Origin of the sequence: Chlorogloeopsis sp. ULAP01 (assembly GCF_030381805.1) — a bacterium.
GTDB lineage: Bacteria > Cyanobacteriota > Cyanobacteriia > Cyanobacteriales > Nostocaceae > Chlorogloeopsis.
Map to the genome: position 1 here is coordinate 61,965 of NZ_JAUDRH010000022.1, position 22,227 is coordinate 84,191.

Genomic DNA, 22,227 nt, shown 5'->3' on the forward strand with positions numbered 1-22,227 from the left:
GATAGCTGTTAGCTATTAGCTATTTGCGGATCTACTATTGAACCAATAAATAAAACACTTCCTGTTTGATTGTCGCGAATTGCACACAAAAAAGGACGGTCAACAATCATCCGGAACGGTTCATCTAAAGGCATGGAGGTTGCTACTATTCCTACAGAAGTGGTGGCAGCAGCTTCTGTACCTTCTTCATTGACTTCCACAAAAGTTTTATGTTTAACTTCACTGATAGCGAAATTTTTCCCCATATTAGAAAAATCTGCTTGATTGCTAAAAGCCTCTCCCATACCTAAGGCTTTAAGGGCATTATTGAGTGTGATTTCATAATCTGTTTTGAAGCGGGGTAAACGAATAAAACCTTCCCGCTTGGTAAACTGAGACATCCATTTTTCCCAGTTATCAGCATTCAAGTTTTGATATAAAGATTTAAGGGTATAATTTTGTTTTGGCAGGAAAACATATAAGCTAATGTTACTATTCTGTCCATAGGGCAAGCTAACTGCCTGCAATTGTTCATTTTCGTAATATTTATATTTACCCTTTTGTGACATCATCGGGTGTTGTTTCTGCTTGCCGGATGTTAAATAAAAAGGGTGTTGGGCTGTCTGGTTTTTGTCGAATTCATTAGTCCATTTACCCTTAAAATATATAGCATTGATTAAAAAAAGTACCTGGTCTGGTTCTAATCTTTCAACTATCTTGTTAATTTTACCGCGAGTATTTTCATTAACCCAGTTATTAATAATGCCAGGTGCGCCCGCATCTTGAAAATTTACATTAGTTACTTTAGCTTGATAAAATTCTTGAGTTCTTTGTAGAAACTCAGGTTTAAAGCTAGCATCTTGATTTGCCCAAAGGGAGTTAGCAATATTGAGTTGAACTTGAGTATCGGAATTTTCTAGAAGCGCCTTTAAGGCTGCGTTAGAAGAATTAATTTCTGACAATGTCAATCCTTCTAACTCAAGTGCTTTGGCCATTGCTTGTTGCGTGCTGCCACTAGCACCGTTGTATGTCATATCTAAAGCGATCGCTATACTAGCAGGCGAAACAAAAACGTTCTTGTCACCCTCTTGTTCTAGAATTCTTGAAAAAAGTTTAAAACCAAACTTAGTATTAGCAGTAGTGAGTTTAGTATTAGGTAAGACAGATTTTGCAGGCATGGGAGATTCTGAGTGAGGAGGGCGAGATTGAGCAAAAACGCTAGTACTATCACTGACTTGAGAACATCCGATTACGCCCATCAGCATCACGCTAGCAGCAGCCATAACGTAGCGTCTGCCCAAGCGTACAGCGTAACGTCTTTGCAGGAACTTTTCCCAGTCACTACTCAATTTTTGCTTCATGATTACCGCACCTGATGCCAAAACCTACGCTTTTGACTAAAAAAGGATGAAGAGTATTCGTAGGGCTAATCGCATACTTCATACTTCAACCTTTAGTTGACTATGGCATTTAAGAAGGCGTGGTCATTTATTGGTTACAGTTTTGGCAACAATATTCTTAGGGGCTAGGAAGAGGAGGGGGAGAGGGGGAGATGGGGAAGGGGAAAATCTTTCTCCTTGTCTCCTTGTCTCCTTGTCCCCTTGTCCTCTTCTCCCAATCCCCATTCCCTATTTCTTCGGTACAGTCCACCATGCTAAGGCATAAGATTGAGTGGCTGTATTTACTTGTTTGCGGAACTGAACACGGATTCGATAGTTACCTTGAGCAGGTACAGGACAGAATATATGCTCGACGCTATCGACTTCGCTGATGGAAGAACAAACAGTACCAGTATCTAAATCTTTGGCATCAGCTTTGACAAGATGAATGTCAAGATTGTTCAAGCCGCGATCGCGAAAATCTTCACCCGCATCATATAAACCATTTTTATTTTTATCGTTTAGTTCTACCAATCTGTCCCAAGCCAAGGTGATGGCAACAAAACTGTTTTGTGGTAAAGGCTTTGCTAATGTATATTCCACAGATCCCCCAGTATTTACAGTATTATAGTCCCAACCAATAGCCGACACCGCTTGAGATGGGTTCCACTGACCGGCACTAAATTGCTGGTAAGCACGAAAGGCATTTAAATGCCCTGTTCCCATTTGGGCGTCTAAAGGTATTTTCGGGTCTTTGTAGCCATCAGAAGCTAGCCAGTCTCTATTTTGTTTATCAACTAGTGTGCGAGTCATTCCCAAACGCAAGCCATCACCGCTATCTAGAATTTTATCTGTTGAGTTCAGCAATACAGCTTTCATCACTTCATGTTGGCGAGAAGAGATACTCCAATTTTGTTGTTTTGTCCGCACTTGGCGATCGCCAAATTCTTGTAGCAAGGCAATTGTACCTGTAACATGAGGTGCAGCAAAACTTGTACCCGTGACTTTATTCACTTTGCCATCTGGATTCAGCATGGGTATGTTATTGCCAGGAGCCACTAAAGCAATGGTGCGACGTGGGCCTAAATTAATTTCTTTGCCAGCTAGCCGCTCTTCCATTGCCTCGCTTGTCGCAACTAAGTTAGAAACGTCTACCTTATTAAAAATTCCTCCCCGACGAGAGGAAAAAGCCACGTTAACTCCATTAAAATTATCAGTAGGGATAGGAATTCCTCCCTTTCCTTGGTTGCCTGCGATCATGTACAAAACATTATGAACACGAGTAGACCAGTCAACACATTGGGTTAGTAAGGCGTTGCCATCCAAAACTGCCTCTGGACGCGGGTCACGATTTAATGGTTCGCCAAAGCTGAAGTTAATGGCACGAATATCGCCACTATTTTGTAGAGCAATATGCTGTGCAGATAAGCACTCCTCTGGCTGACCCATCTTAGTAGAACCTACAGCAGATGAGTACAATCGTGCTCCTGGAGCAACCCCTGGAAATGCTTTATCTGTACTGACCATAACGCCAGCGACATTATAAGCGTGCGGATCAACACTGTTATTCGATTTGGCAGGGCTATTGCGTAAAAAAACACCCGCTATGCTTACAGAGCGATTTTTGGAGACGGCTTTGTCTACCCCAAACATTCCCGGACGCCCTATCTCGACTTGACCAATGGCAATCTTGCGACCAGTCAAATTATAGGGAGGTTTGCCTAGCCTCAAAGCATCAATGCCGTTAGTACCAAGGGAAGTTTCTAGAGTCAGAGCAACTACTGGCATACCCAAGCAAGAAGCACTCAATCCCCAAACAATCCAAGTTAGTTTTTTCACCATAGTCAAAAGTCAACTGTTAATGGTCATTGGTCATTTGTTAGTAGGGGAGGCAGCGCTTTGCGGAGCCAGTGCGTTGGGCGGCTCTGCCGACTTGTAGCACCTGGCGTCGGGTTAAGCGCGTTGTAGCGACTGCCGTGCGGGTTTATTTTAGATATTTCGTTATTTTGAGAGATTACTAATAAAACCCGCCCGTACAGTAGTTGGTTGTCTATTACTCCCCTTGTCTCCTTATCCCTCTGTCCTCTTCTTCCGAAGAGCAGCATCTAGAGATGTAAGAGTTTGCTAAACTTTTGTTACAATACTTACAGAAAAGGACGCTTAAATACCCACTAGCCATGACCGAAACGCTATCTAAAAAGCATATTGTGATTGCTCCATCTATCCTATCAGCGGATTTTAGTCGCCTCGGAGACGAAGTACGCGCTGTAGATGAAGCCGGAGCCGATTGGATTCATGTTGATGTAATGGACGGTCGTTTCGTACCTAATATTACGATAGGTCCTCTGGTAGTGGAGGCGGTTCGTCCGGTTACGAAAAAGCCACTGGATGTCCACTTAATGATTGTGGAGCCAGAAAAGTATGTTGCGGACTTTGCGAAAGCTGGTGCAGATATTATCTCCGTACATTGCGAGCATAATGCTTCACCACACCTACACCGCACTCTCGGTCAAATTAAAGAACTTGGTAAGCAAGCCGGTGTCGTTCTCAACCCATCCACACCTCTGGATTTAATTGAGTACGTGCTGGAGCTTTGCGATTTGATATTGATTATGAGTGTCAACCCTGGTTTTGGTGGACAAAGCTTTATTCCAGGAGTGGTTCCCAAAATCCGCAAGTTACGTCAGATGTGTGATGAACGCGGTTTAGATCCTTGGATTGAAGTAGATGGCGGGCTGAAAGCTAACAATACCTGGCAAGTTTTAGAAGCTGGAGCAAACGCGATCGTAGCTGGTTCTGCGGTATTTAATGCTAAGGATTATGCTGAGGCGATTACAGCCATTCGCAACAGCAAGCGTCCAACACCAGAATTAGCAAAGGTGTAAATCAAGTACTAAAATAATTTTCAATCTCAATAGTAAAGAAAAAGGGCGATCGCTTTGACAGATTGCCCTTTTTTTCCAATCATACCAATAACCTTCTAAGTAGCCCTCGTGAACTGCGTACAGAAGAGGACAAGGAGAGGGGGAGATAGGGAGAAGGAACATGACTCACATTTACTCGCCTTCCGTATCTGGTTGTTTGTCCCCTTTTCCTAATTCCTACCTTCTGCCTCCAGCATAGTTGACTTCTACTTGTAAACCCTTGCCCAATGAGTTGCTTTCCAAAGACTAATAAACAAAGCGGCAGAAACTAAGGCTCCCAAATTCCATTTCACAGAACTCTTAATCAATTTCATTCTTTGAGAAGACAAATTAGCTTGTGCTTGAATCTGGACTTGTTCTTTAGCTTTAGAAAGTTCTGATAAGATTTTACTTTTTACTTCTTCAGGATTTTGACTTTTTAATGAGCGGCCTTGGCTTTTTAAAAAATTATTAATCTGTTCTGGTGAAGCTTGACTTAGTTGCTTTTCTACTTGTTCTGCTTGAGCAATTTGTTGTTGTGAAACAGCATTTATTTGAGTAGTACTTGCGTTATTGAGCCGGACGGTATTAATGACTCCTAAAGGAACCATTAAGAAAAAACATACTGTAAACAATAAAGTGAGCCAAGACAGGAATCTCAAAATCCGAAATTCCCATTTGTTGCGTGAATATGTCTCTCCAAAAAATACCAACACTAATCCAATCAAAGGTACAGGTACTCGTTCAACAAGTGTACCAAAAGTTTGAAATTCCCAAACAGGATTCATAAAGCTTGGTGGTATAAACATCTCTATGATGTCGAACAAAGCTAATAGTAATAATCCATAGCCAAGTACTCGTAAAATATTCATGGAGTCTGCCTGTTTATAGGCAAAGTCTTGTAGCTCATTTAGCACGGGAATGAATTTATCACTAATGGATTTAGTCATTTCTTCACACAATATATAGGAAAGTTTTGGAAATACTAAAATTCAACCTAAATGAAAGTATCTAGTAGCTAATAGGTCATCTACAAGAGTGTTACGTTTTCAAGAGGACTGTATTGACAAAATGATTGCCACTTGATTGCTCTGGTTTCGGCTTGTCTATATTCATTGATAAAAATACTTTGATTAAAATGAATATAATACTACTCAGGATAAAAGCTAGAAACGGAATCCGTAATTGTTGCCATTGGGTCATTATTTTTTCAACTCCGCAGAATCTTGATTATTTTTTTCCTGCTGTCGAAGCAAGAAAACATAAAATAAAGTAAATACCATCACTTGAATCATGCCAAAGATGAGAGAACCATCACCCTCATGCCAGTAATTAAATGCTTGTAAGTTCTTCTGTGCAGAGATTACAGCTAAGAGAGCAACCCGTATCCCATTGATAATAAATCCGAAGGCGATCGCCATAATCAGAACTAGAGTTCTCCGTTTGGGTTGAATGGGAAATACTAGTAAACAAATCACAGAAATGCCCAAAAGATAACAAATAGATTCTATCCCTGAACAAGCAGAATAAACCTTGACACTTCCTGTTGGTAAATTGATGAAAACTCCTTGTAGGGATACTTCAAAACCGGAATACCAAAGCAGGAAAGCGGAAAATTTAGCTGTCAAGGGAGAAATGTCAAACAGAGATGATAGCAATAACTTTGGAATGCCGAGAAAAAATAATATCGTTAGTTCCTGCCAATATTGCTTTAATCCCTTGAAACCAGAAGCTAATAAACCAACAGCTAAACCAGAAATTAATGGTGAGATGCGAAGAAAACTTTCTAGTAATTCACTACGATGGAAAGTCGCACTTTGCCAAAGTAAAATACCAATCAATAATCCACCTAAAACACTGGGAAAAATTCCACTTTCAAAATTTAGATTATGTTGTTTGTCTCCAAGTAGAGAAGCTACAGCTAATAAAAAAAGTACACTCATTCCTACTTGAGCAACATCTCCAGATTTCCAAGTCAGAGTTAGGTTAATTGCAATTAAACCAGCTCCTATTCCCAATAGCCATAACTGAGTATTTTTTAGTGGTTTAACTTTGGTAAATGGAATCGCTTTACATTTAGATGCCATTGAACTAACTGTTATTACACAATCAAGTTGAATAGTAAAGTACTCTCATAGCTAGGCTTGCCTCCATCTCAAATAAGTGTAGGCGTAGCTTAAATGGGTATATTTAGCAGCATCAATTTGATACTGAAGTTTGTGTTGTACTTTTTACTTTAAATAGCATTTATGACCTCAGTAATTATTCTACAATCATATACAATTAGTGATAATTTTAACTTGGTCAAAACTTTACCATTGATTTTGACTAGACTTTGGAAAATCTTTAATTTTATTTAAGAAAGGAACAAATCACGAAAATTCAGATGTTTTGAGATTTACAAATAAATAATTAGTACAATTGTATTGGCATACTTTTATAAAGTTAATATTTTCTTAACTTAAATAAAAGTGTTTAATATTACATATATTCAGCAGTGAAGTGATTTTACTTGCAGATAGTGTAAGTAGCAATAAATTCATAAGATTCACAAAGATATTTGATAGCGCAGGTTTACTTAAGCCTACAGTTTGCAGGCTTTGTCTGTTTAGCCAAGGTAGTGCTTTGCTCCGTTGTAGCGACTGCCTGCACCTTTTAATACCAATTTAAAAAATGATTAAGGGCAGATGGATTCACCCAACCCGGACAAAGAAGGCGATTTCTAATCCAAAATGGTATAAGGTGTCGGTTACCGTTAACTGAACCATATTGTTCGATAACGCAGTATTTTAAAAACAAAAAAGGTGGGTAAAATCCCACCTTTGCTTAATTATCCACACTTACTTAACTTACTTACGACCACCCAACCATTTTGCTGCTGCTAATCCCAAAATCGCTCCAACGATAGGATTGCTGAGAAACTTCATGATCGCAGGTTGCTCTGCTAGCACTTCCCGGAAAACGTCGGGATGGTTGTGATAGGCAAACGAGGCAAGTTTGCTTACATCATCAGCATTCATGCGATTAGGGTTGTGGGTAGAAAGCCCTAATTGTTGCTCTAGATGGCGATCATCCAGCCCTCTTTGCTTGAAGTGCTTGAAGAAGGAACGTGCGACATCATCTCTTTCATTTGGTTTGATATTAGCGATCGCCTTTTGTAATTCTGGCTCCATCTGGCTGGGAGGAATGCGCTCTGGATGCAAAGAGCGTTCAAACATTTGACGACGCTGATCCAACGTGGTACGTTGAGCAAAATCATCAAAGTTTTGATATTCCTCGGTTGATACATCATCAAGGGATTCAGTGTTTCCCTGAGCCAAATCTCTCATAATTTGGCGTTTGTACTCATCACTGCTAGTCACTTTACTAATCTCCTTTTTGCTGATCGTTAATCACTAATTGCTAACTATTAATTGCGGTGAATTGTTAGCCACTAGCTTTACGTGTACTGAACTTGATTGGATTGAACATCATAGCGAGCTGTCAAAATCAGCTGCTTATCGGGTGCATAGATCAAAACTGTCAAGTCTTGATTAGGAAAGTTCTTCCGGAAGCCTTCAACTAAAGATCTTGCTAATGGACGCACTTCATTGGGGCGCACTTGTGGGGAAATCACAACACCTAGCTTGTTGTTGTCACGCACATAAACATCTTTAACCAAACCTCTAGATGTTTGCACAACCCAATCACCAAAACTTTGCCCCGCAGGAGTATTTCCTCGCTGTAATTGTGCGGCTACATCCCGGTTAACTCCAGGCGGAGTTGTGGTACGGTCAACTTGGGCTACATTACCACCACAGGCAGTAGTAATTGTCAAAACTAAAATTAAGACGAAAGCCGTTAAAATTTTGCGACTCTGCTGTAGCAGATTCATTCTGATTACCTCCTTTAAAAAACTATTGCCACACTAGACCTTATTTATTGTTTTTTCAAAGATTTGAATTGATAATTCTTGTCTTGATATGAGGTCTAGACCATCAATAATTAATATGGGAACACTTTCTTTAAAATTAACCCTCATACTCAAGAAATAATTTTGAGATGAAGTAAAAAGCCCGCTCAGGCGGACTTTTAATAAACTGCGCATCTATCTATTAAGCGCGTTTAGTTAGTAGTTCTGGTAGTTCGGGTAATTTTGTAAGTAAAGTACACCCTGTTTTATCTCGTCGAATCTTTAAAACAAAAGTAGTTCTAGTCAACTGCTTTTTTGATGTTATCTTTTACGTCTTCGGTTGCATGACGTACTTCACTTTCTGCTTGTTTAGCTTTGCCTTCTGCTTTATCTTGTGGATCGCCAGTTACATTTCCCCAAGCTTCTTGAGCTTTTCCTTCTACATTTTTAGCTGTTGCTTTTGCTCTATCTTCTAAACTCATTGTCTTCTCCTTATATTTATATAACTTATCTTCAAAGTTGTTAATTCAACTTTGGTTTTGTGACTACATTTACAAGTTAACTATTTACTTTTATTCTAGCCTTCCACCATAGGACATATTATTGCTCTATGCTAAAAGAGATAGAAAATAAGAGACGGGGATCAATTTAGTACTTATTGCTAAATATCGAAAAATAACAACTATTAACTACCATTTAATAAATAAAAAACCCGGTTTTTTAAGTACCGGGTTCAGGAAGTTATGGGTATTATTTTTTATCTATCTAATCTAAAAAACCCATCAAATTTTCAGAATCATCAATCTCATTGGATGCTACTGGACGATTACCCATTACAGAGTAGGTTTCAGAAATTACTAAGGAACTGGAGGCGATCGGACGAATTCCCGATAAGTTCATGCTGTCAACTACTTGGATATTGTTTGCAGCAATGGGACGTATACCCATGATGTTCATTGTCTCTACAACTTGCAAGTGACTGGTACCAATCGGACGTAGACCAGAGATTGAGAGGGTTTCTGCAACTTCTAAATCACTAGCACCAATCGGACGTAGACCAGAAACAGCAAGGTTGTCACGGACTTCGATTTTACCTGGCGATTCTAGCTGCACTGGTTGATCGGTATTTGAGTTTTGACCCTGGTTATTTTCAAGTTCCACAGTATCCCCCTTTAACTTTGCACGTTTTTGCCGAGGACTGACTCCTTTGCCAGTGCTGCTCATAGCCATAAATCACACACCTCTAAATTATTAAGGAATTTTTAGAATATTTTTGAGAAGTCAAAATTTTCCTAATATATTTAGAGTTTAACTTTAAAGAACATTTTATATGTATAACTTTATTTAAAAGCTATACATAAGTGTTATTAATATTAAAGTTTTTTGCAATAAATTAAGAGATATTAAAATAATTTTCATTTGAACCAAAATATGCATTGTAATTTGGTCAAAGTATGTATTCGCTACTATTAAGATTGGGTATTTATAGCAAAACTGTATGACAGAATTTTGTCTTCAAGCTCCCTTTAGTCCAACAGGCGATCAACCCCAAGCGATCGCGCAACTTGCAGCAAGTATCCAAGCAGGTCATCATTATCAAACATTACTAGGAGCGACGGGAACCGGGAAGACATTTACAATCGCATCAGTAATTGAGAAAGTTGGCAAACCGACTCTAGTTTTGGCACATAACAAAACTCTGGCTGCACAGCTTTGTAACGAGTTGCGGGAGTTCTTTCCCAAGAACGCTGTGGAGTATTTCGTGAGTTACTACGATTACTATCAACCAGAAGCCTATATTCCTGTAACTGATACGTATATAGAAAAAACTGCTTCCATTAACGATGAAATTGATATGTTGCGGCACTCGGCAACGCGATCGCTGTTCGAGCGTCGTGATGTAATTGTAGTTGCTTCGATTAGCTGTATCTACGGTTTGGGAATTCCTGCCGAATACCTCAAAGCTGCGATTCCCTTTCAAGTGGGAATGGAAGTTAATCAACGGGAGATTTTACGAGATTTAGCATCGGTACAATATAGCCGCAATGATTTGGAAATAGGCAGGGGACGATTTCGTGTTCGGGGTGATGTGCTGGAAGTAGGCCCAGCATATGAAGATCGTATTATTCGGATTGAGTTCTTTGGTGATGAAATAGACGCTATTCGTTACGTTGATCCGGTAACGGGTGAAATTCTCCAAAGTTTGCAAGCGGTGAATCTCTACCCTGCACGTCACTTTGTCACCCCAGAAGAACGGTTAGAAGAAGCTTGTGATGCGATCGCCCTAGAATTAAAAGAGCGCAAAGCCGAATTAGAGGCAGCAGAAAAATTACTAGAAGCGCAACGTATAGATCAGCGAACGCGCTATGACTTAGAAATGCTGCGAGAAGTTGGTTACTGCAACGGCGTCGAAAACTACTCTCGTCACTTGGCAGGAAGACTAGCAGGAGAACCGCCAGAGTGTTTGGTTGATTATTTTCCTAAAGATTGGCTGTTGGTAATCGATGAATCTCACGTAACTGTGCCGCAAATTCGCGGTATGTACAACGGCGATCAAGCCAGGAAAAAAGTATTAATTGAGCATGGTTTTCGCTTACCTAGTGCTGCCGATAACCGCCCTTTGAAAGCAGAAGAATTTTGGGCAAAGGTAAATCAATGTGTTTTTGTTTCTGCGACTCCAGGAGACTGGGAAATAGAAGTTTCTCAAGATCATGTGATAGAGCAAATTATTCGCCCCACTGGTGTAATAGATCCAGAAATTATTGTTCGTCCGACAGAAGGGCAAATTGATGATTTATTAGGTGAAATCAAAGATAGGGTAGATCTCCACGAGCGGGTGTTGGTGACAACTTTAACAAAACGCATGGCAGAAGATTTAACTGAGTACCTGCAAGAAAATAGTATTCGAGTAAGATATTTGCATTCTGAAATTAATTCGATTGAGCGCATTGAAATTATTCAAGATTTACGCGACGCCAAGTTTGATGTCTTAGTTGGTGTGAACTTATTGCGAGAAGGGCTAGACTTACCAGAAGTTTCGCTTGTAGCAATTTTAGATGCAGATAAAGAGGGTTTTTTACGTGCCGAACGTTCTTTAATTCAAACTATTGGGAGGGCAGCACGTCACGTTCGGGGGCAAGCAATTATGTATGCCGATAACCTCACAGATAGCATGATTAAAGCTATTGATGAAACCGAACGCCGTCGCGGTATTCAAATGGCATACAACCGGATGCACGGAATTACACCGCAACCAATAGTCAAGAAATCGAGTAACGCAATTTTATCTTTCTTGGAAGTATCGCGAAGGTTGAATGCTCAAGAGTTAGAAACAGTCGAGCAACATATAGATGAATTGCCGTTAGAAAACATTCCAGAATTGATTACTCAACTAGAAGCACAGATGAAAGAAGCGGCGAAGAAATTAGAATTTGAGGAGGCGGCAAAGTTACGCGATCGGATTAAGCATCTGCGGGATAAGTTGGTGGGACGTTAGATAAATACCCTTGTAGAGACGCAATAAATCAACTTGCGTTTCTACTTCAAAACTATGATATACCCTAAGCGTAATTCTCAATCAAAAAGTTAAGCCAATCAGGCAAATGAACGACTATTAATCTCGTTGATAGTCTCAATAATTCTGTCTTCACTATGTTGATAATCCATCTCTCTAGCAACTACTAATGCTTGCTGATAGTATTCCAGGGCTTCGGAGTGCTGCTCTAACTCCAAAAATACTTCTCCAATATATTCAAGGTTTTCAAGTTCATCCATGCGGTTTCCTAATTTCTTACGAATCATTAGGGCTTGCTGATAGTTTTCTAGAGCTTTTTCATATTCTTTTAAATCTCTATAAATTAATCCTAAAATACTAAGAGTATTGCCCTCACTCATAATGTCTCCAATTTCTCGATGAATTGCTAGAGCTTCTTGAAGATAATCTTGTGCCTTTGAGTAATTTGCTAGATTGCGATAGACATCACCGATGAGATAAAGAGTCTCTCCTTGACCTGGAACAGCGTTAATGTCTCGCCGAAGGGCTAAGGCAAGTTCGTAGTAGTTTAATGCTTTTTCAAATTCGCCTAAGCTAGCGTAAAGTAAACCAATATTGCTCAAAATAGTAGCTTCTGTGTCACGAGCGCCTACCTTACTAGCTATTACTAAGGCTTCTTCATAGGATTCTAAAGCTGCTGCATAATGCCCGCAACGACAGTATATGTGAGCAATATTATTAAGAGTCATGCCTTGAATAGCAAAATCACCTATCTCCTGATGCAAGCTCAAAGATTCTTTATAGTATTGAAGTGCTTTCGGGAATTCTCCTAGAAAACTGTAGACTGCTCCAATATTATTTAAAGTAATACCTTCGCCTTCCCGCGCTCCTATTTCCCGAAGAATTGATAAAGCTTGACAATAATATTCTAATGCTTCACAGTACTGCCCTTGCTGGTCGTAAATTCCTCCAAAATTATTGAGAACTGTAGCTTCATTAGCGCGATCGCCTAATTCTCGGAAAATTTTCAAGGCTTTGTTGTAGTGTTCCAGCGCTTTTGAGTATTGTCCCAAGCTGCGATAAACACATCCAATATTATTTAGAGAAGAAGCTTTGCCTGCTAAATTATTATTTTCTATATCTATCTCAAGAGCTAGCTGATGTAGTTCTAATGCTTTTACATACTGACTAAATTCATTATAAATTCCTCCTAGATTATTAAGAATGCTTGCTTCAAGACCTCGATTATTTTGTTTCTTGGCAATTTCCAGTGCTTCTTGATGTTTTCTAGTGCTTTTTGATTCTGTCCTAAATTTTTATATATTAATCCAATATTAGTGAGAGTAGTAGCTTCACCAGATTTATCGCCTATTTCTCTACGGATAATTAGAGAGTGATGAAAGTACTGTAGCGCTTCTGAGTATTGTCCAAAGAAGTAATATACTATGCCGATATTATTGACTATAAGACCTTCCATTTTTCGATTCTTCACCTGACGATGAAGGGGAAGTACTTGCTGATAGTTATCTAATGCATTTGAATATTGTCCTAGATGATAATATAAACTTCCAATATGGGTAAGAGCAATACCTTCATTTTTGTGGTCTTTTATTTTTTGAAAAAGAGATAAAGCATGACTAAAATCTTTTAGGGCATCGCGATATAACCCTTGTTCGCGCAGCATAAATCCACGCCTTAAATGACTCCATCCTCCTGAACGTTGTACTTGTGCAACCAAGGCATTAGCTAACCAGCATATTACTCTTAACAGCCTCAGCAGACTCGACGCTAACATACGTAGCAAAGACAGCATTTGTAACCTCCAAAGTCTAACTCTTAAACTTTTGAACTCATTTTGAATTCAAACTTATTCTTCCCAATTGCTAGATTTGGAGTTGCAGAGAATTGAAAGCCATTTGTTGTTAGTTTTTCATTCCACTAAGAAAAAATATTCTTAACTTTTCTTAGGCAAGTCTACTTAGCATATTGCCAGTTTATACACTGGCATCATAAATTCTTCTTTATCTGCGAATGTAATATAACCTCCATCCACAGCTTTATCAATAATTTGTTCTAAAAAAAGTTTTAATTCTCTTATTACTTGAGTTTTATTAAGCTCGAAACTCTTTTGTTGGGGTTTGCTGCCAAATTTCGTAAGAGTGCAGCTAATGTTATCGGTAGTAGGTACAAACTCTACATACATATAACTTTCAGGAAAATCTAACTCTATCTTTTTGTCAAGGGATAATTCTGAAACTTGTTGAGGTAGACTATCCAAAATAAGGATTATATCTGGATCTAAAAAGATATATTTTTTTTCGTTTCCAATTTCTAGTAATACTTTATGGTTGCACTCAAAGCAAAAACGTCGTAATCCTATTTCTAAATCAGAAAGTTCTCTCAATGGATCTTCTGGCGGAGCAAGACCTTCCCATGTCCAAGGTTCTTCTAATTTAAGAGTAAACTTTTGAGTATTATTCATTGATTTTCTCCTATCTGATTTTTCAAATTAGTATTGTCAGTTACAGGATATGCTGACTTGATTGTTCCATCTGCATTTCTGACAACAACTGCACGAGTTACATTTTCAGTTGTACTGTCATTAGGGTGATAGACTCAACCAATAGGCCGCTTGAAATCAATTATGTATCGACCAGGATATTTTGGTGTCACCTTCTCAGCCTCTACCCAATACTCTGCACTATACCACTGTCCTTGGTTATCTTGAGTGCTATTAGCTCTTCCCTGGAGTTCACTTGGCTTCTTTTTGGGGCCATGATGTCGCTCAATATGATCGTAAGCTTTTGTAGATTTAGGATTGTTCCACTGGGGTTCAACTCCACTTCCTCTCCATTCGTAACTGCTTCCAACTTGGATTGTAGAATCTGTGATATCTTGTTGTATAACTTCTACTGCATCATTTTCGTTCAAAACAATTTATTTCCTCCTCAAAAATAAATAGAACTCATAACAAGTCATCACTCTTTTGGCTTTAAAAACAAATCCTTGGTAGCCAATGATGACACCAAGGATTTGAGCAATACAATAAATACAATTTCGTGCAAGTTAGATAAAATCTCTCACTCTATCTATCCCTAAGCAACTCGCGAAAATTGCTGTCGCTGTTGAGTGGGAATTTTAATGATAAATTCTGTTCCCTTTCCAACTGTGGATTGGCATTGTAGACTACCACCATGTTTTTCCACAATAATTTGTTGGCTAATAGATAAACCCAATCCAGTTCCTTTCCCAACAGGTTTTGTTGTAAAGAAAGGATTGAACAGTTTCGCTTTTACATCTTCACAAATTCCTGGGCCGCTATCGGCAATATAAATAGCAACCCAGTCATCTCCAATCATCTTTGTGCAAATCTTAATTTGACTTGGTTGCTGTCTCATATCCTCAAATGAACGCTGTTGATTGTATTCATCGAGTGCATCGATCGCATTTGAAATAATATTCATAAAAACTTGATTGAGCGGCCCAGCATAGCACCCTACTGGTGGTAACATAGAGTACTCTTTAACCACTTCAATTTCAGAGTGCTCTGGTTTTGCCTTAAGACGGTAATTTAAAATAGTGAGCGTGCTATCAATACATTCATGAATATCAACCTCTGTGATTCCAGTGTCGTCTACACGAGAGAAGTTTCGCATCGACTTTACAATTTCGCGAACGCGTCGTGCGCCAAAATTCATAGAATTGAGCAGCTTTAATAAATCATCCTGAAGAAAATTCAGATCAATCGCTTCCAGTTCAGCTTGAATATTAGGGGTAGGATTTGGATATTCTTCTTGATAGAGGTGCAACAGATTCAGCACTTCTTGAGCATATTCATTGGCATGAATGATATTGCCATAGATAAAATTTACAGGGTTATTAATCTCATGAGCAATTCCAGCAACCATTTGTCCTAAACTAGACATTTTCTCGCTTTGAATCAGCTTGATTTGCATTTGTTGCAGCTTGTCATAGGCAAGGCTTACTTCTGCAATTTTTTGCTCTAACTGGACATTTTTATATTCGAGATTTTCAGCTAAATCATGTAGTTTTAGGTGTAATTTTACCCGTGATAGCACTTCCTCATGTTGGAAAGGTTTAGTGACATAGTCAACAGCACCTGCTTGAAAACCTTCAACTTTGTTAGCTGTATCAGAGAGTGCTGTCATAAAGATGACAGGAATATCTTTTGTTTCCGGAACTGCCTTCAATTGACGACAGGTTTCAAAGCCATCAATCTCTGGCATCATGACATCCAACAAGATTAAATTGGGTAGAGCATATTTAACCCGCTCCAAGGCTATTTTGCCAGATTTCGCTACCCATACTTCTAAGCCAGCCTGATCGAGGGTGTCAGATAAGACACCTAAATTGGCAGGATTGTCATCAACAATGAGAACTGTTGCAGCTTGATTAGTAACAAGATTCATAATGCTTATTTGTAAGATTGAATGAGTGCTAAAATTTCCTGGTCTTGAAATCCTTTGGCTAATTGGTGCATCTTTTTAGCAAAGGGGATGTATTTTTTATCCATCTGTTCGAGCAATGCCGCTTGTTTAATAATTCCCTTAAAGTTGCCTTTCATTGCCAACTCATGCAGGCTTTCCAGTTCTGCGGTAGGTGGAGCAACCATCTCAGCATTATTTACCTCCGGTTGGCTAACAATTTTTTGCTCTTCATAAACCCATTCCAGATGGAGAAGTTTTCGTAATTTCTGGAAAAGTTCCATTGCCTGTACTGGTTTGGGGAGAAAATCATTTCCTCCTACTTCCAAGCTGCGATGCCGATCGCTTTCAAATACACTTGCTGATGAAACAAGGATGGCAATGTCTTTAAACGCTTCGCAATTGCGAATACGTTTGATGAGTGCAAATCCATCCTGACTTGGCATCAATAAGTCGGTGAGGACAAGATCTGGCTGAAATTCTAAGATTTTCTCCCAACCCTCTTGCCCATTTTCGGCTTCAAAAACTTCAAAACCGATGGGACTAAGCAAATTGGCAATCACAGAGCGGTTTGCCCATTTGTCATCAACCACTAGAATCTTAGGATGGCAATCTTTGATGCCAATAATTTGTCCTTTGTCGTCGGCTTGAGAAGTTTTCACCCATTCATCGGCTTCAGGCAAGATCACCTCAAACCAGAAAATACTACCAATGCCCACTTCACTTTGAACTTGAATGGTGCTGCCCATCAATTCCACAATTCTTTGGCTAATTGCCAAGCCCAAGCCAGTGCCTTCGGTTTGTCGGCGACTATCTCCTACTTGCTCAAAAGGTTGAAAAATGGCTTGGAGTTTTTCCTGGGGTATGCCAACACCTGTATCGCGTACTTCAAAGCGGATTTTTCCTTCAGAGGCATAAGCGATCGTGAAAGTGACGCTGCCTGCATCGGTAAATTTGATGGCATTGCTCAGAAGATTTATCAACACTTGCCGCAGGCGTTTTTCATCACCATGAATACCGATGGGTAATTCTGGGGCTAATTGAGAGTGAAACTGAATGTTCTTCAGTTCGGCTCGGATGCGGCACATTTCCGCTACGCCTTGCAGAAATGCCGGGAAGTGGAAATCGGTGGGTATTAGTTCTACTTTCTGTGCTTCAATTTTTGACAAATCCAGGATGTCATTGATCAAAGTTAGTAAATGTGAGCCGCATTGATAAATTACATCAATCCGCGATCGCTCTTCTTCTTTGAGGTGTTTGGAACGCTGAAGAATTTGAGCATAACCCAGAATACCGTTAAGCGGAGTCCGTAGCTCGTGGCTCATGTTGGCAAGAAATTCACTTTTGGCAAAACTTGCTGCTTCTGCTGCTTCTTTGGCTTTGGCAAGCGCTATTTCAAATTGTTTGCGTTCGGTAATATCGTTGTTAATTTCCAATTGCTTGCAAGGTTGCCCAGTTCCATCGCGTTGTAGTGTCCAGCGACTGGCTACAATGATATGACGTCCGTCACAGGTGGTGTGGTGTAGTTCTCCCTGCCAGTGTCCTTGCTGCAAAAACTCCGTTAAGACAGTTTCTAAGGGTTTGGGAAAGACAGTGTGCAGGAATGTGTGAATGTACTGTCCGATGACTTCTTCTTTTTTCCAACCGTAGAGGAGTTCTGCTCCGCGATTCCAGTACGCTATTCGGTCATCCATGTCCCGAATGATAATAGCATCGCTGGCTGAGTCTAGAATTTCTAGCGTTTGACGCAGCACTTGCTCGGCTTGCTTGCGTTCGGTAATGTCAGTATGTACACCGAACCACTCTCGAATGTTGCCATCTGCATTCAGTAATGGAACTGCTCGAATACTCATGTGGCGATACTCACCATCATGATGACGAAGACGATACTCTACCTCACAAGTTGTTTTGTTGGTAACAGCCACTGACCATGAATTGTAAGCTTGAGATTGGTCATCGGGATGAACAGCATTTAGCCATCCCAATCCTTTCAGTTCCTCAAATGACTGTCCAGTAAAAGCATTCCATTGGGTTTGCCCAGAAGTAAATTCACCTTCTACATTGGTAGTCCAACTCAGTTGACTAGTGGCTTCAGTTAGCGTGCGGAATCTTTCTTCGCTATGTTGAAGCGCCATCTCCGCTCGTTTGCGATCGGTAATATTTCGTGTTACAGCAATGACACCCAGAATACTGCCATCAATATCCCGCCAAGGAGCCTTAGTGGTGAAAAATATTTCACTAGTCTCACCATTAGAGAGAACCTCCTCATAAGTCTCAATAGCGCCTGTAGCGAGAATCTGTTGGTCTTTTGCCATCAATTCTTGTGCAACATCAGGCGGAAACAACTCAAAATCGTCCTTACCAATAAATTCTTCAACTGACTTGCCAAGAAAATTGGATGCATTAGAGTTAAGGGCGATATAATCCCCCTTCTGGTCTTTAACAACAATAACGTCTGGTGTACTTTCTAAAATAGAGCGCAATAGGAGTTTGCTTTCGCGCAGGGCTGCTTCAGCTTGTTTATACTGAGTGATATTTTCGCTAAACATGATCATGCCACCGATTTCACCGCTTGCTGTATGCCAAGGGCGGAGCGATCGGCGTACCCATTCAACAGATCCATCTGCGCGTGGATAACAATCTTCTTCACGTTGTTCGATCGCTCCTGCTAAACACCGTTGGTGAATCTGCTGCCACTCTGGTGAAACGTCAGGAAAAACCTCGTAGTGAGAGCGTCCGATAATGTCATCTGTTAGATTATTTGCTTGGAGCCATTTACGGCTCACAGCCAGATAACGCATTTCGCGATCAAACACAACCATCGCTACAGGAGCATATTCAATGGCTTGCTCCAAGTATGCTGTGCTATCGTGCATAGCAATTTGTGCTTGGTTATTTTGAGTTACATCAGTGTTTATTCCAACCCATTCACGAGTCACACCGTTGAATTGTGCTTCGTTGCGCTTTGGGGTGTTCTGAGAGTTTGCTCGTGGCATTTCGCTGGCGATTTCCTGTTGCTCATTCGCCTGAGAGTTTTCAGATGGTAATCTTTGGCTCATGGTCAATCCTGCATTCCAACATAGATTTGAGGACTTTTACTAGATCAAGGGTTAGATATGCTTCAAATCTGAAATTGGTTGCACAAAATCGTCCGTATTTGGGTGTCTATCAAGCAGAGTGAACTGTCAAACTCGGAAAATTAATAGAGTAAACCAATTTCTGACTTTTCTGTCTCTATTTAAACCAAATTTATATTGAGTAGAGATCCGGACAAAAACGGAAATAGAGCTTTATAGTACTTAAAATTTATTTTAAAAATAAGTACTTCTTAACACTTTTTGTAACGTTAATATCTCTTAGTTAAAGTTGCTCTGGATCAATTCCCCTTTCTCGCAATCGCGCTAACAAGTCTTGATAGCGCTGCCGCTCCTGCTCTAGTTGCTGTAGTGCTGCTTCCTTCTGTTGACGCTCTTGTTCAGCGCGTTGACGCTCTTGTTCTCGGAGTTGATCGAGTTCTACTGGTGTTAGAAATCGCTGTCCATCAGGACGATAAATTTCCAGTGTGTCTGATGTTACCTCAAACCGCACTCCCAAGCGAGGACTAACCCAATTATTTATTTCTTCAATTACTTCTAAGTTATCCCCAGAACGTAGCAAACCAGTTAATTCCAAGGTGTCTGGATTATATATGTAATATTCTTCAACGCCATAACGTTGGTAGAACAGAAGCTTGTTTGCCATCTCTTTAGTTGTGTTGCCAGGAGATAGGATTTCAAATACTACCTGTGGTGATATGTTGTCTTCTTTCCACTGTAAATAAGACCCTCTATCACCCTTGTGTCTACCAAAAACCACCATAACATCGGGAGCTTGGCGAATTTTTATCTTTCCCTCAACTGGATACCAAAGCAAATCTCCTGCGACAAAGATATTATCTTGTGATGCAAACAAGATTTCTAAATTTTCTTTAATGGTGACAATCCAGCGAAATTGTTTAGTGTTATCTGCCATTGGCTGCCCGTCACTTTCCGGGTAGATGATTTCTGCTGCGGTTTCTGATGGAAGTTGCTGTACCATACGCTACAAAACCTCCTAATTGGGTTTATTGACTACAGGCTAAGGATTGTCGCTCATATATTTAAGTTTAGATATTGTGGTGAAGAGCGATCGCCCACATTGAGACAAACGGTTACTATTAACTCAGTGGTGTGCGCACTTGTTGTAAAAATAGCTGCCATTCACTCTTGATATCCGCAGCACGAATGACACAATCTACAAAGTCTTCGACAATGACAAAAGTAAGCTGATTAGGTTCACTGAGTAATTCTTTCAAACTTTTTTCACACTTACGAACACTTTCAATCTGAGCAATTTTGAGATTGAGAAACACTTGTTCAGCAGAGGGCGATGTTAGCTGAAGCGTTTTCGGTTCATTTGGGGTGAGTCCATCTAAATGAGGACGAATGCGATAGTGTAAAAATTCAGGGTAAGAAAGCTCAAACTCCGCTAGCACCTGGAATGCAGACTTAAGTTGACTAGGTTTACCTTGCACTAGTTGATTAGGTATTTGTGCGGCTATTGCTTTAATAAACTCAGAACCTCTAGCTTCTGTCAGTTTTCCTAAATTGTCCTGAGCAATCAATACCTCTGCTACTTGTGATTTGACTCGTTGTGGCGATCGCTGCAAAACCTCATCTAGTGATGATAAATATCTTGTTATGTGAGCGCGTATTTCATTCAGATACTTCTCGTAAATAATTTCGTAACTCTGCTCGATTTCATAACGCTTTTGAATTTCTTTAATGGCAGGAACTCCTGTATCATTTCGACACCTTTGAACAGCTACTTCTATTTGCTTTTTCAAATCAGTATCTACATCGTGGCGTTTTTTCCTCAGATCCAGAAGTAAATTTTCAAAACCTGATGTGAGTCCGAGCCAAACTTCATTGAACTTTGGATCTAACAAGTTTATTTCTTGAGGTTCTGGCTTTGGCTGATCTAAAGCCCAATCTGTTATTTGTTCTGCAACGGTAAAGTTTTTCTCAGCACCGTCGGCTATGTTTGGATTAGTATTTGTATTCATCTGACAGCTCATTCAACCAATGTTTCAGCATTTACTGAGAGCTTGAGGGTTAATCCAATCGATGTTGAAACAAATCTGATAATAATAACATGAAACAATCAACTTTTTCAATTCTCATTGATAGTGTTCCCAAGTTTACAAGCAAACTAACAATTGCTAATCAAGGAGTTTTAGAACGCAAATATTGTTGATGATCATTTGTTCGTCTAAAAGCTCTACAGGCTATATTGCAGTTAACCAATCAATTAGGAAGAGTATCCGTGTTTCCCCTTCATGACAACAATCCGACACGAATCACCCCGTATTTAACCTATGGGTTGATTGGGATGAATATTTTAGTTTTTTTTCACCAACTTAGTTTATCAAGACCAGGTTTGGAACAGTTTTTACAGCAGTATGCAGTTGTTCCGCAACAATTAACTGCTAATTTTGCTGGAGAGTGGCCAACATTATTTACGTCACAATTTTTACATGGAGGTTGGTGGCATCTGATCTCGAATATGGTATTTCTGTGGGTCTTTGGCAACAATATCGAAGACCGTTTAGGTCATATCAAATATCTCATTTTTTACTTGAGTTGTGGTGCTTTAGCTGCCTTATGCCAGTGGTTTATCAATATGAATTCTGCTATTCCTTCCTTAGGCGCAAGCGGAGCTATTTCTGGTGTTTTAGGGGCATACTTAATTCGTTTTCCCCAATCTCAAATTCTCAGCTTAGTTTTCTTAGGTTTTTTCGTCACCACAATCAGAGTTCCTGCCATTCTACTGATAGGGTTATTTTTTATCCAGAATGTCATCGCTGGTTTTGCCGCTCTACAAACAGCTGCCAATATGACTATGGAGACAGGGGGAGTTGCTTACTGGGCCCATATTGGTGGCTTTGTGTTTGGGATTATACTCGCTCCCTTATTTGGATTATTTAAACAGGATTAGAGCTAGAAGATAATTTTTGTTGTGACCACTCTTAACTGAGTGGTCACTTTTTTTGATGAAGTTAAATCATCCAATATTTACAAGAATTGGTAAAATTTTTACCAATTAAGTATCACTAATT

At 39.8% G+C, this 22,227-nt stretch carries 19 protein-coding genes; 3 read left to right on the top strand and 16 right to left on the bottom strand.

The annotated features are described in order from the left end of the window. Nucleotides 1-8 precede the first annotated feature (8 nt). Nucleotides 9-1,340, bottom strand: a complete 1,332-nt coding sequence (locus QUB80_RS32815) for a serpin family protein (RefSeq protein ID WP_289793647.1) — start codon at nt 1,338-1,340, stop codon at nt 9-11. A 267-nt stretch (nt 1,341-1,607) separates the two neighbouring features. Next, nucleotides 1,608-3,200 (bottom strand): S8 family serine peptidase, encoded by a 1,593-nt coding sequence (locus QUB80_RS32820; protein ID WP_289793648.1) that lies wholly within the window; start codon nt 3,198-3,200, stop codon nt 1,608-1,610. A 335-nt stretch (nt 3,201-3,535) separates the two neighbouring features. Here QUB80_RS32820 and rpe point away from each other — a divergent pair, with 335 nt between their 5' ends. Then, nucleotides 3,536-4,243, top strand: a complete 708-nt coding sequence (rpe, locus tag QUB80_RS32825; protein ID WP_289793649.1) for a ribulose-phosphate 3-epimerase — start codon at nt 3,536-3,538, stop codon at nt 4,241-4,243. A 245-nt stretch (nt 4,244-4,488) separates the two neighbouring features. On the opposite strand, the gene hpsJ-A is transcribed toward rpe, so the two are convergent. The 6 genes from hpsJ-A to QUB80_RS32855 form a co-directional block, all read right to left on the bottom strand. After that, nucleotides 4,489-5,211, bottom strand: coding sequence for an HpsJ-like protein, cyanoexosortase A-associated (gene hpsJ-A, locus QUB80_RS32830; protein ID WP_289793650.1), 723 nt, complete (start codon nt 5,209-5,211; stop codon nt 4,489-4,491). A gap of 252 nt (nt 5,212-5,463) precedes the next feature. Continuing rightward, nucleotides 5,464-6,348, bottom strand: coding sequence for a cyanoexosortase A (crtA, locus tag QUB80_RS32835; RefSeq protein ID WP_289793651.1), 885 nt, complete (start codon nt 6,346-6,348; stop codon nt 5,464-5,466). Nucleotides 6,349-7,110: 762 nt separating this feature from the next. After that, the gene (locus tag QUB80_RS32840; protein WP_289793652.1) at nt 7,111-7,623 is read right to left on the bottom strand and encodes a hypothetical protein; all 513 of its coding nucleotides are present in this window, start codon (nt 7,621-7,623) and stop codon (nt 7,111-7,113) included. 77 nt (nt 7,624-7,700) lie between these two features. Then, a complete protein-coding gene (locus QUB80_RS32845; RefSeq protein ID WP_289793653.1) occupies nt 7,701-8,135 on the bottom strand; it encodes a hypothetical protein in 435 nt (144 codons plus the stop codon). 317 nt (nt 8,136-8,452) lie between these two features. Further along, nucleotides 8,453-8,635: a CsbD family protein gene (locus tag QUB80_RS32850; protein WP_289793654.1), complete on the bottom strand. Its 183-nt coding sequence runs from the start codon at nt 8,633-8,635 to the stop codon at nt 8,453-8,455. Between the two features lie 283 nt (nt 8,636-8,918). Next, on the bottom strand, nt 8,919-9,383 hold the full coding sequence (locus QUB80_RS32855) for a hypothetical protein (protein ID WP_289793655.1): 465 nt from the start codon (nt 9,381-9,383) through the stop codon (nt 8,919-8,921). 268 nt (nt 9,384-9,651) lie between these two features. Between QUB80_RS32855 and uvrB the strand changes: the two genes are divergently transcribed. Continuing rightward, a complete protein-coding gene (uvrB, locus tag QUB80_RS32860; RefSeq protein ID WP_289793656.1) occupies nt 9,652-11,649 on the top strand; it encodes an excinuclease ABC subunit UvrB in 1,998 nt (665 codons plus the stop codon). 98 nt (nt 11,650-11,747) lie between these two features. On the opposite strand, the gene QUB80_RS32865 is transcribed toward uvrB, so the two are convergent. The 8 genes from QUB80_RS32865 to QUB80_RS32900 all read right to left on the bottom strand — a co-directional run bounded on the left by QUB80_RS32865 (nt 11,748) and on the right by QUB80_RS32900 (nt 21,174). Further along, entirely contained in the window at nt 11,748-12,917 is a 1,170-nt protein-coding gene (locus QUB80_RS32865) for a tetratricopeptide repeat protein (protein WP_336622369.1), read from the bottom strand. Further along, nucleotides 12,857-13,459, bottom strand: a complete 603-nt coding sequence (locus QUB80_RS32870) for a tetratricopeptide repeat protein (RefSeq protein WP_289793657.1) — start codon at nt 13,457-13,459, stop codon at nt 12,857-12,859. The genes QUB80_RS32865 and QUB80_RS32870 overlap by 61 nt, the downstream gene beginning before the upstream one ends. A gap of 165 nt (nt 13,460-13,624) precedes the next feature. Continuing rightward, on the bottom strand, nt 13,625-14,128 hold the full coding sequence (locus QUB80_RS32875) for a hypothetical protein (protein WP_289793658.1): 504 nt from the start codon (nt 14,126-14,128) through the stop codon (nt 13,625-13,627). Between the two features lie 134 nt (nt 14,129-14,262). Continuing rightward, nucleotides 14,263-14,577, bottom strand: coding sequence for a hypothetical protein (locus QUB80_RS32880; protein WP_289793659.1), 315 nt, complete (start codon nt 14,575-14,577; stop codon nt 14,263-14,265). Nucleotides 14,578-14,741: 164 nt separating this feature from the next. Beyond that, nucleotides 14,742-16,076, bottom strand: coding sequence for a hybrid sensor histidine kinase/response regulator (locus tag QUB80_RS32885; protein ID WP_289793660.1), 1,335 nt, complete (start codon nt 16,074-16,076; stop codon nt 14,742-14,744). Between the two features lie 5 nt (nt 16,077-16,081). After that, nucleotides 16,082-19,150, bottom strand: coding sequence for a PAS domain-containing hybrid sensor histidine kinase/response regulator (locus QUB80_RS32890; protein ID WP_289793661.1), 3,069 nt, complete (start codon nt 19,148-19,150; stop codon nt 16,082-16,084). Nucleotides 19,151-19,451: 301 nt separating this feature from the next. Further along, nucleotides 19,452-20,168, bottom strand: a complete 717-nt coding sequence (locus QUB80_RS32895; protein ID WP_289793662.1) for a Uma2 family endonuclease — start codon at nt 20,166-20,168, stop codon at nt 19,452-19,454. 118 nt (nt 20,169-20,286) lie between these two features. Further along, a complete protein-coding gene (locus tag QUB80_RS32900) occupies nt 20,287-21,174 on the bottom strand; it encodes a hypothetical protein (RefSeq protein WP_289793663.1) in 888 nt (295 codons plus the stop codon). Nucleotides 21,175-21,434: 260 nt separating this feature from the next. Between QUB80_RS32900 and QUB80_RS32905 the strand changes: the two genes are divergently transcribed. Continuing rightward, on the top strand, nt 21,435-22,106 hold the full coding sequence (locus tag QUB80_RS32905) for a rhomboid family intramembrane serine protease (RefSeq protein WP_289793664.1): 672 nt from the start codon (nt 21,435-21,437) through the stop codon (nt 22,104-22,106). Nucleotides 22,107-22,227 lie beyond the last annotated feature (121 nt).

Bases quoted from the DNA above. Each gene is read 5' to 3' on its own strand.
- crtA (WP_289793651.1), bottom strand. From the start codon at position 6,348: ATGGCATCTAAATGTAAAGCGATTCCATTTACCAAAGTTAAACCACTA.
- QUB80_RS32875 (WP_289793658.1), bottom strand. From the start codon at position 14,128: ATGAATAATACTCAAAAGTTTACTCTTAAATTAGAAGAACCTTGGACA.
- uvrB (WP_289793656.1), top strand. From the start codon at position 9,652: ATGACAGAATTTTGTCTTCAAGCTCCCTTTAGTCCAACAGGCGATCAA.
- hpsJ-A (WP_289793650.1), bottom strand. From the start codon at position 5,211: ATGACTAAATCCATTAGTGATAAATTCATTCCCGTGCTAAATGAGCTA.
- rpe (WP_289793649.1), top strand. From the start codon at position 3,536: ATGACCGAAACGCTATCTAAAAAGCATATTGTGATTGCTCCATCTATC.
- QUB80_RS32885 (WP_289793660.1), bottom strand. From the start codon at position 16,076: ATGAATCTTGTTACTAATCAAGCTGCAACAGTTCTCATTGTTGATGAC.
- QUB80_RS32845 (WP_289793653.1), bottom strand. From the start codon at position 8,135: ATGAATCTGCTACAGCAGAGTCGCAAAATTTTAACGGCTTTCGTCTTA.
- QUB80_RS32815 (WP_289793647.1), bottom strand. From the start codon at position 1,340: ATGAAGCAAAAATTGAGTAGTGACTGGGAAAAGTTCCTGCAAAGACGT.
- QUB80_RS32855 (WP_289793655.1), bottom strand. From the start codon at position 9,383: ATGGCTATGAGCAGCACTGGCAAAGGAGTCAGTCCTCGGCAAAAACGT.
- QUB80_RS32900 (WP_289793663.1), bottom strand. From the start codon at position 21,174: ATGAATACAAATACTAATCCAAACATAGCCGACGGTGCTGAGAAAAAC.
- QUB80_RS32895 (WP_289793662.1), bottom strand. From the start codon at position 20,168: ATGGTACAGCAACTTCCATCAGAAACCGCAGCAGAAATCATCTACCCG.
- QUB80_RS32820 (WP_289793648.1), bottom strand. From the start codon at position 3,200: ATGGTGAAAAAACTAACTTGGATTGTTTGGGGATTGAGTGCTTCTTGC.
- QUB80_RS32850 (WP_289793654.1), bottom strand. From the start codon at position 8,635: ATGAGTTTAGAAGATAGAGCAAAAGCAACAGCTAAAAATGTAGAAGGA.
- QUB80_RS32870 (WP_289793657.1), bottom strand. From the start codon at position 13,459: ATGCTGTCTTTGCTACGTATGTTAGCGTCGAGTCTGCTGAGGCTGTTA.
- QUB80_RS32890 (WP_289793661.1), bottom strand. From the start codon at position 19,150: ATGAGCCAAAGATTACCATCTGAAAACTCTCAGGCGAATGAGCAACAG.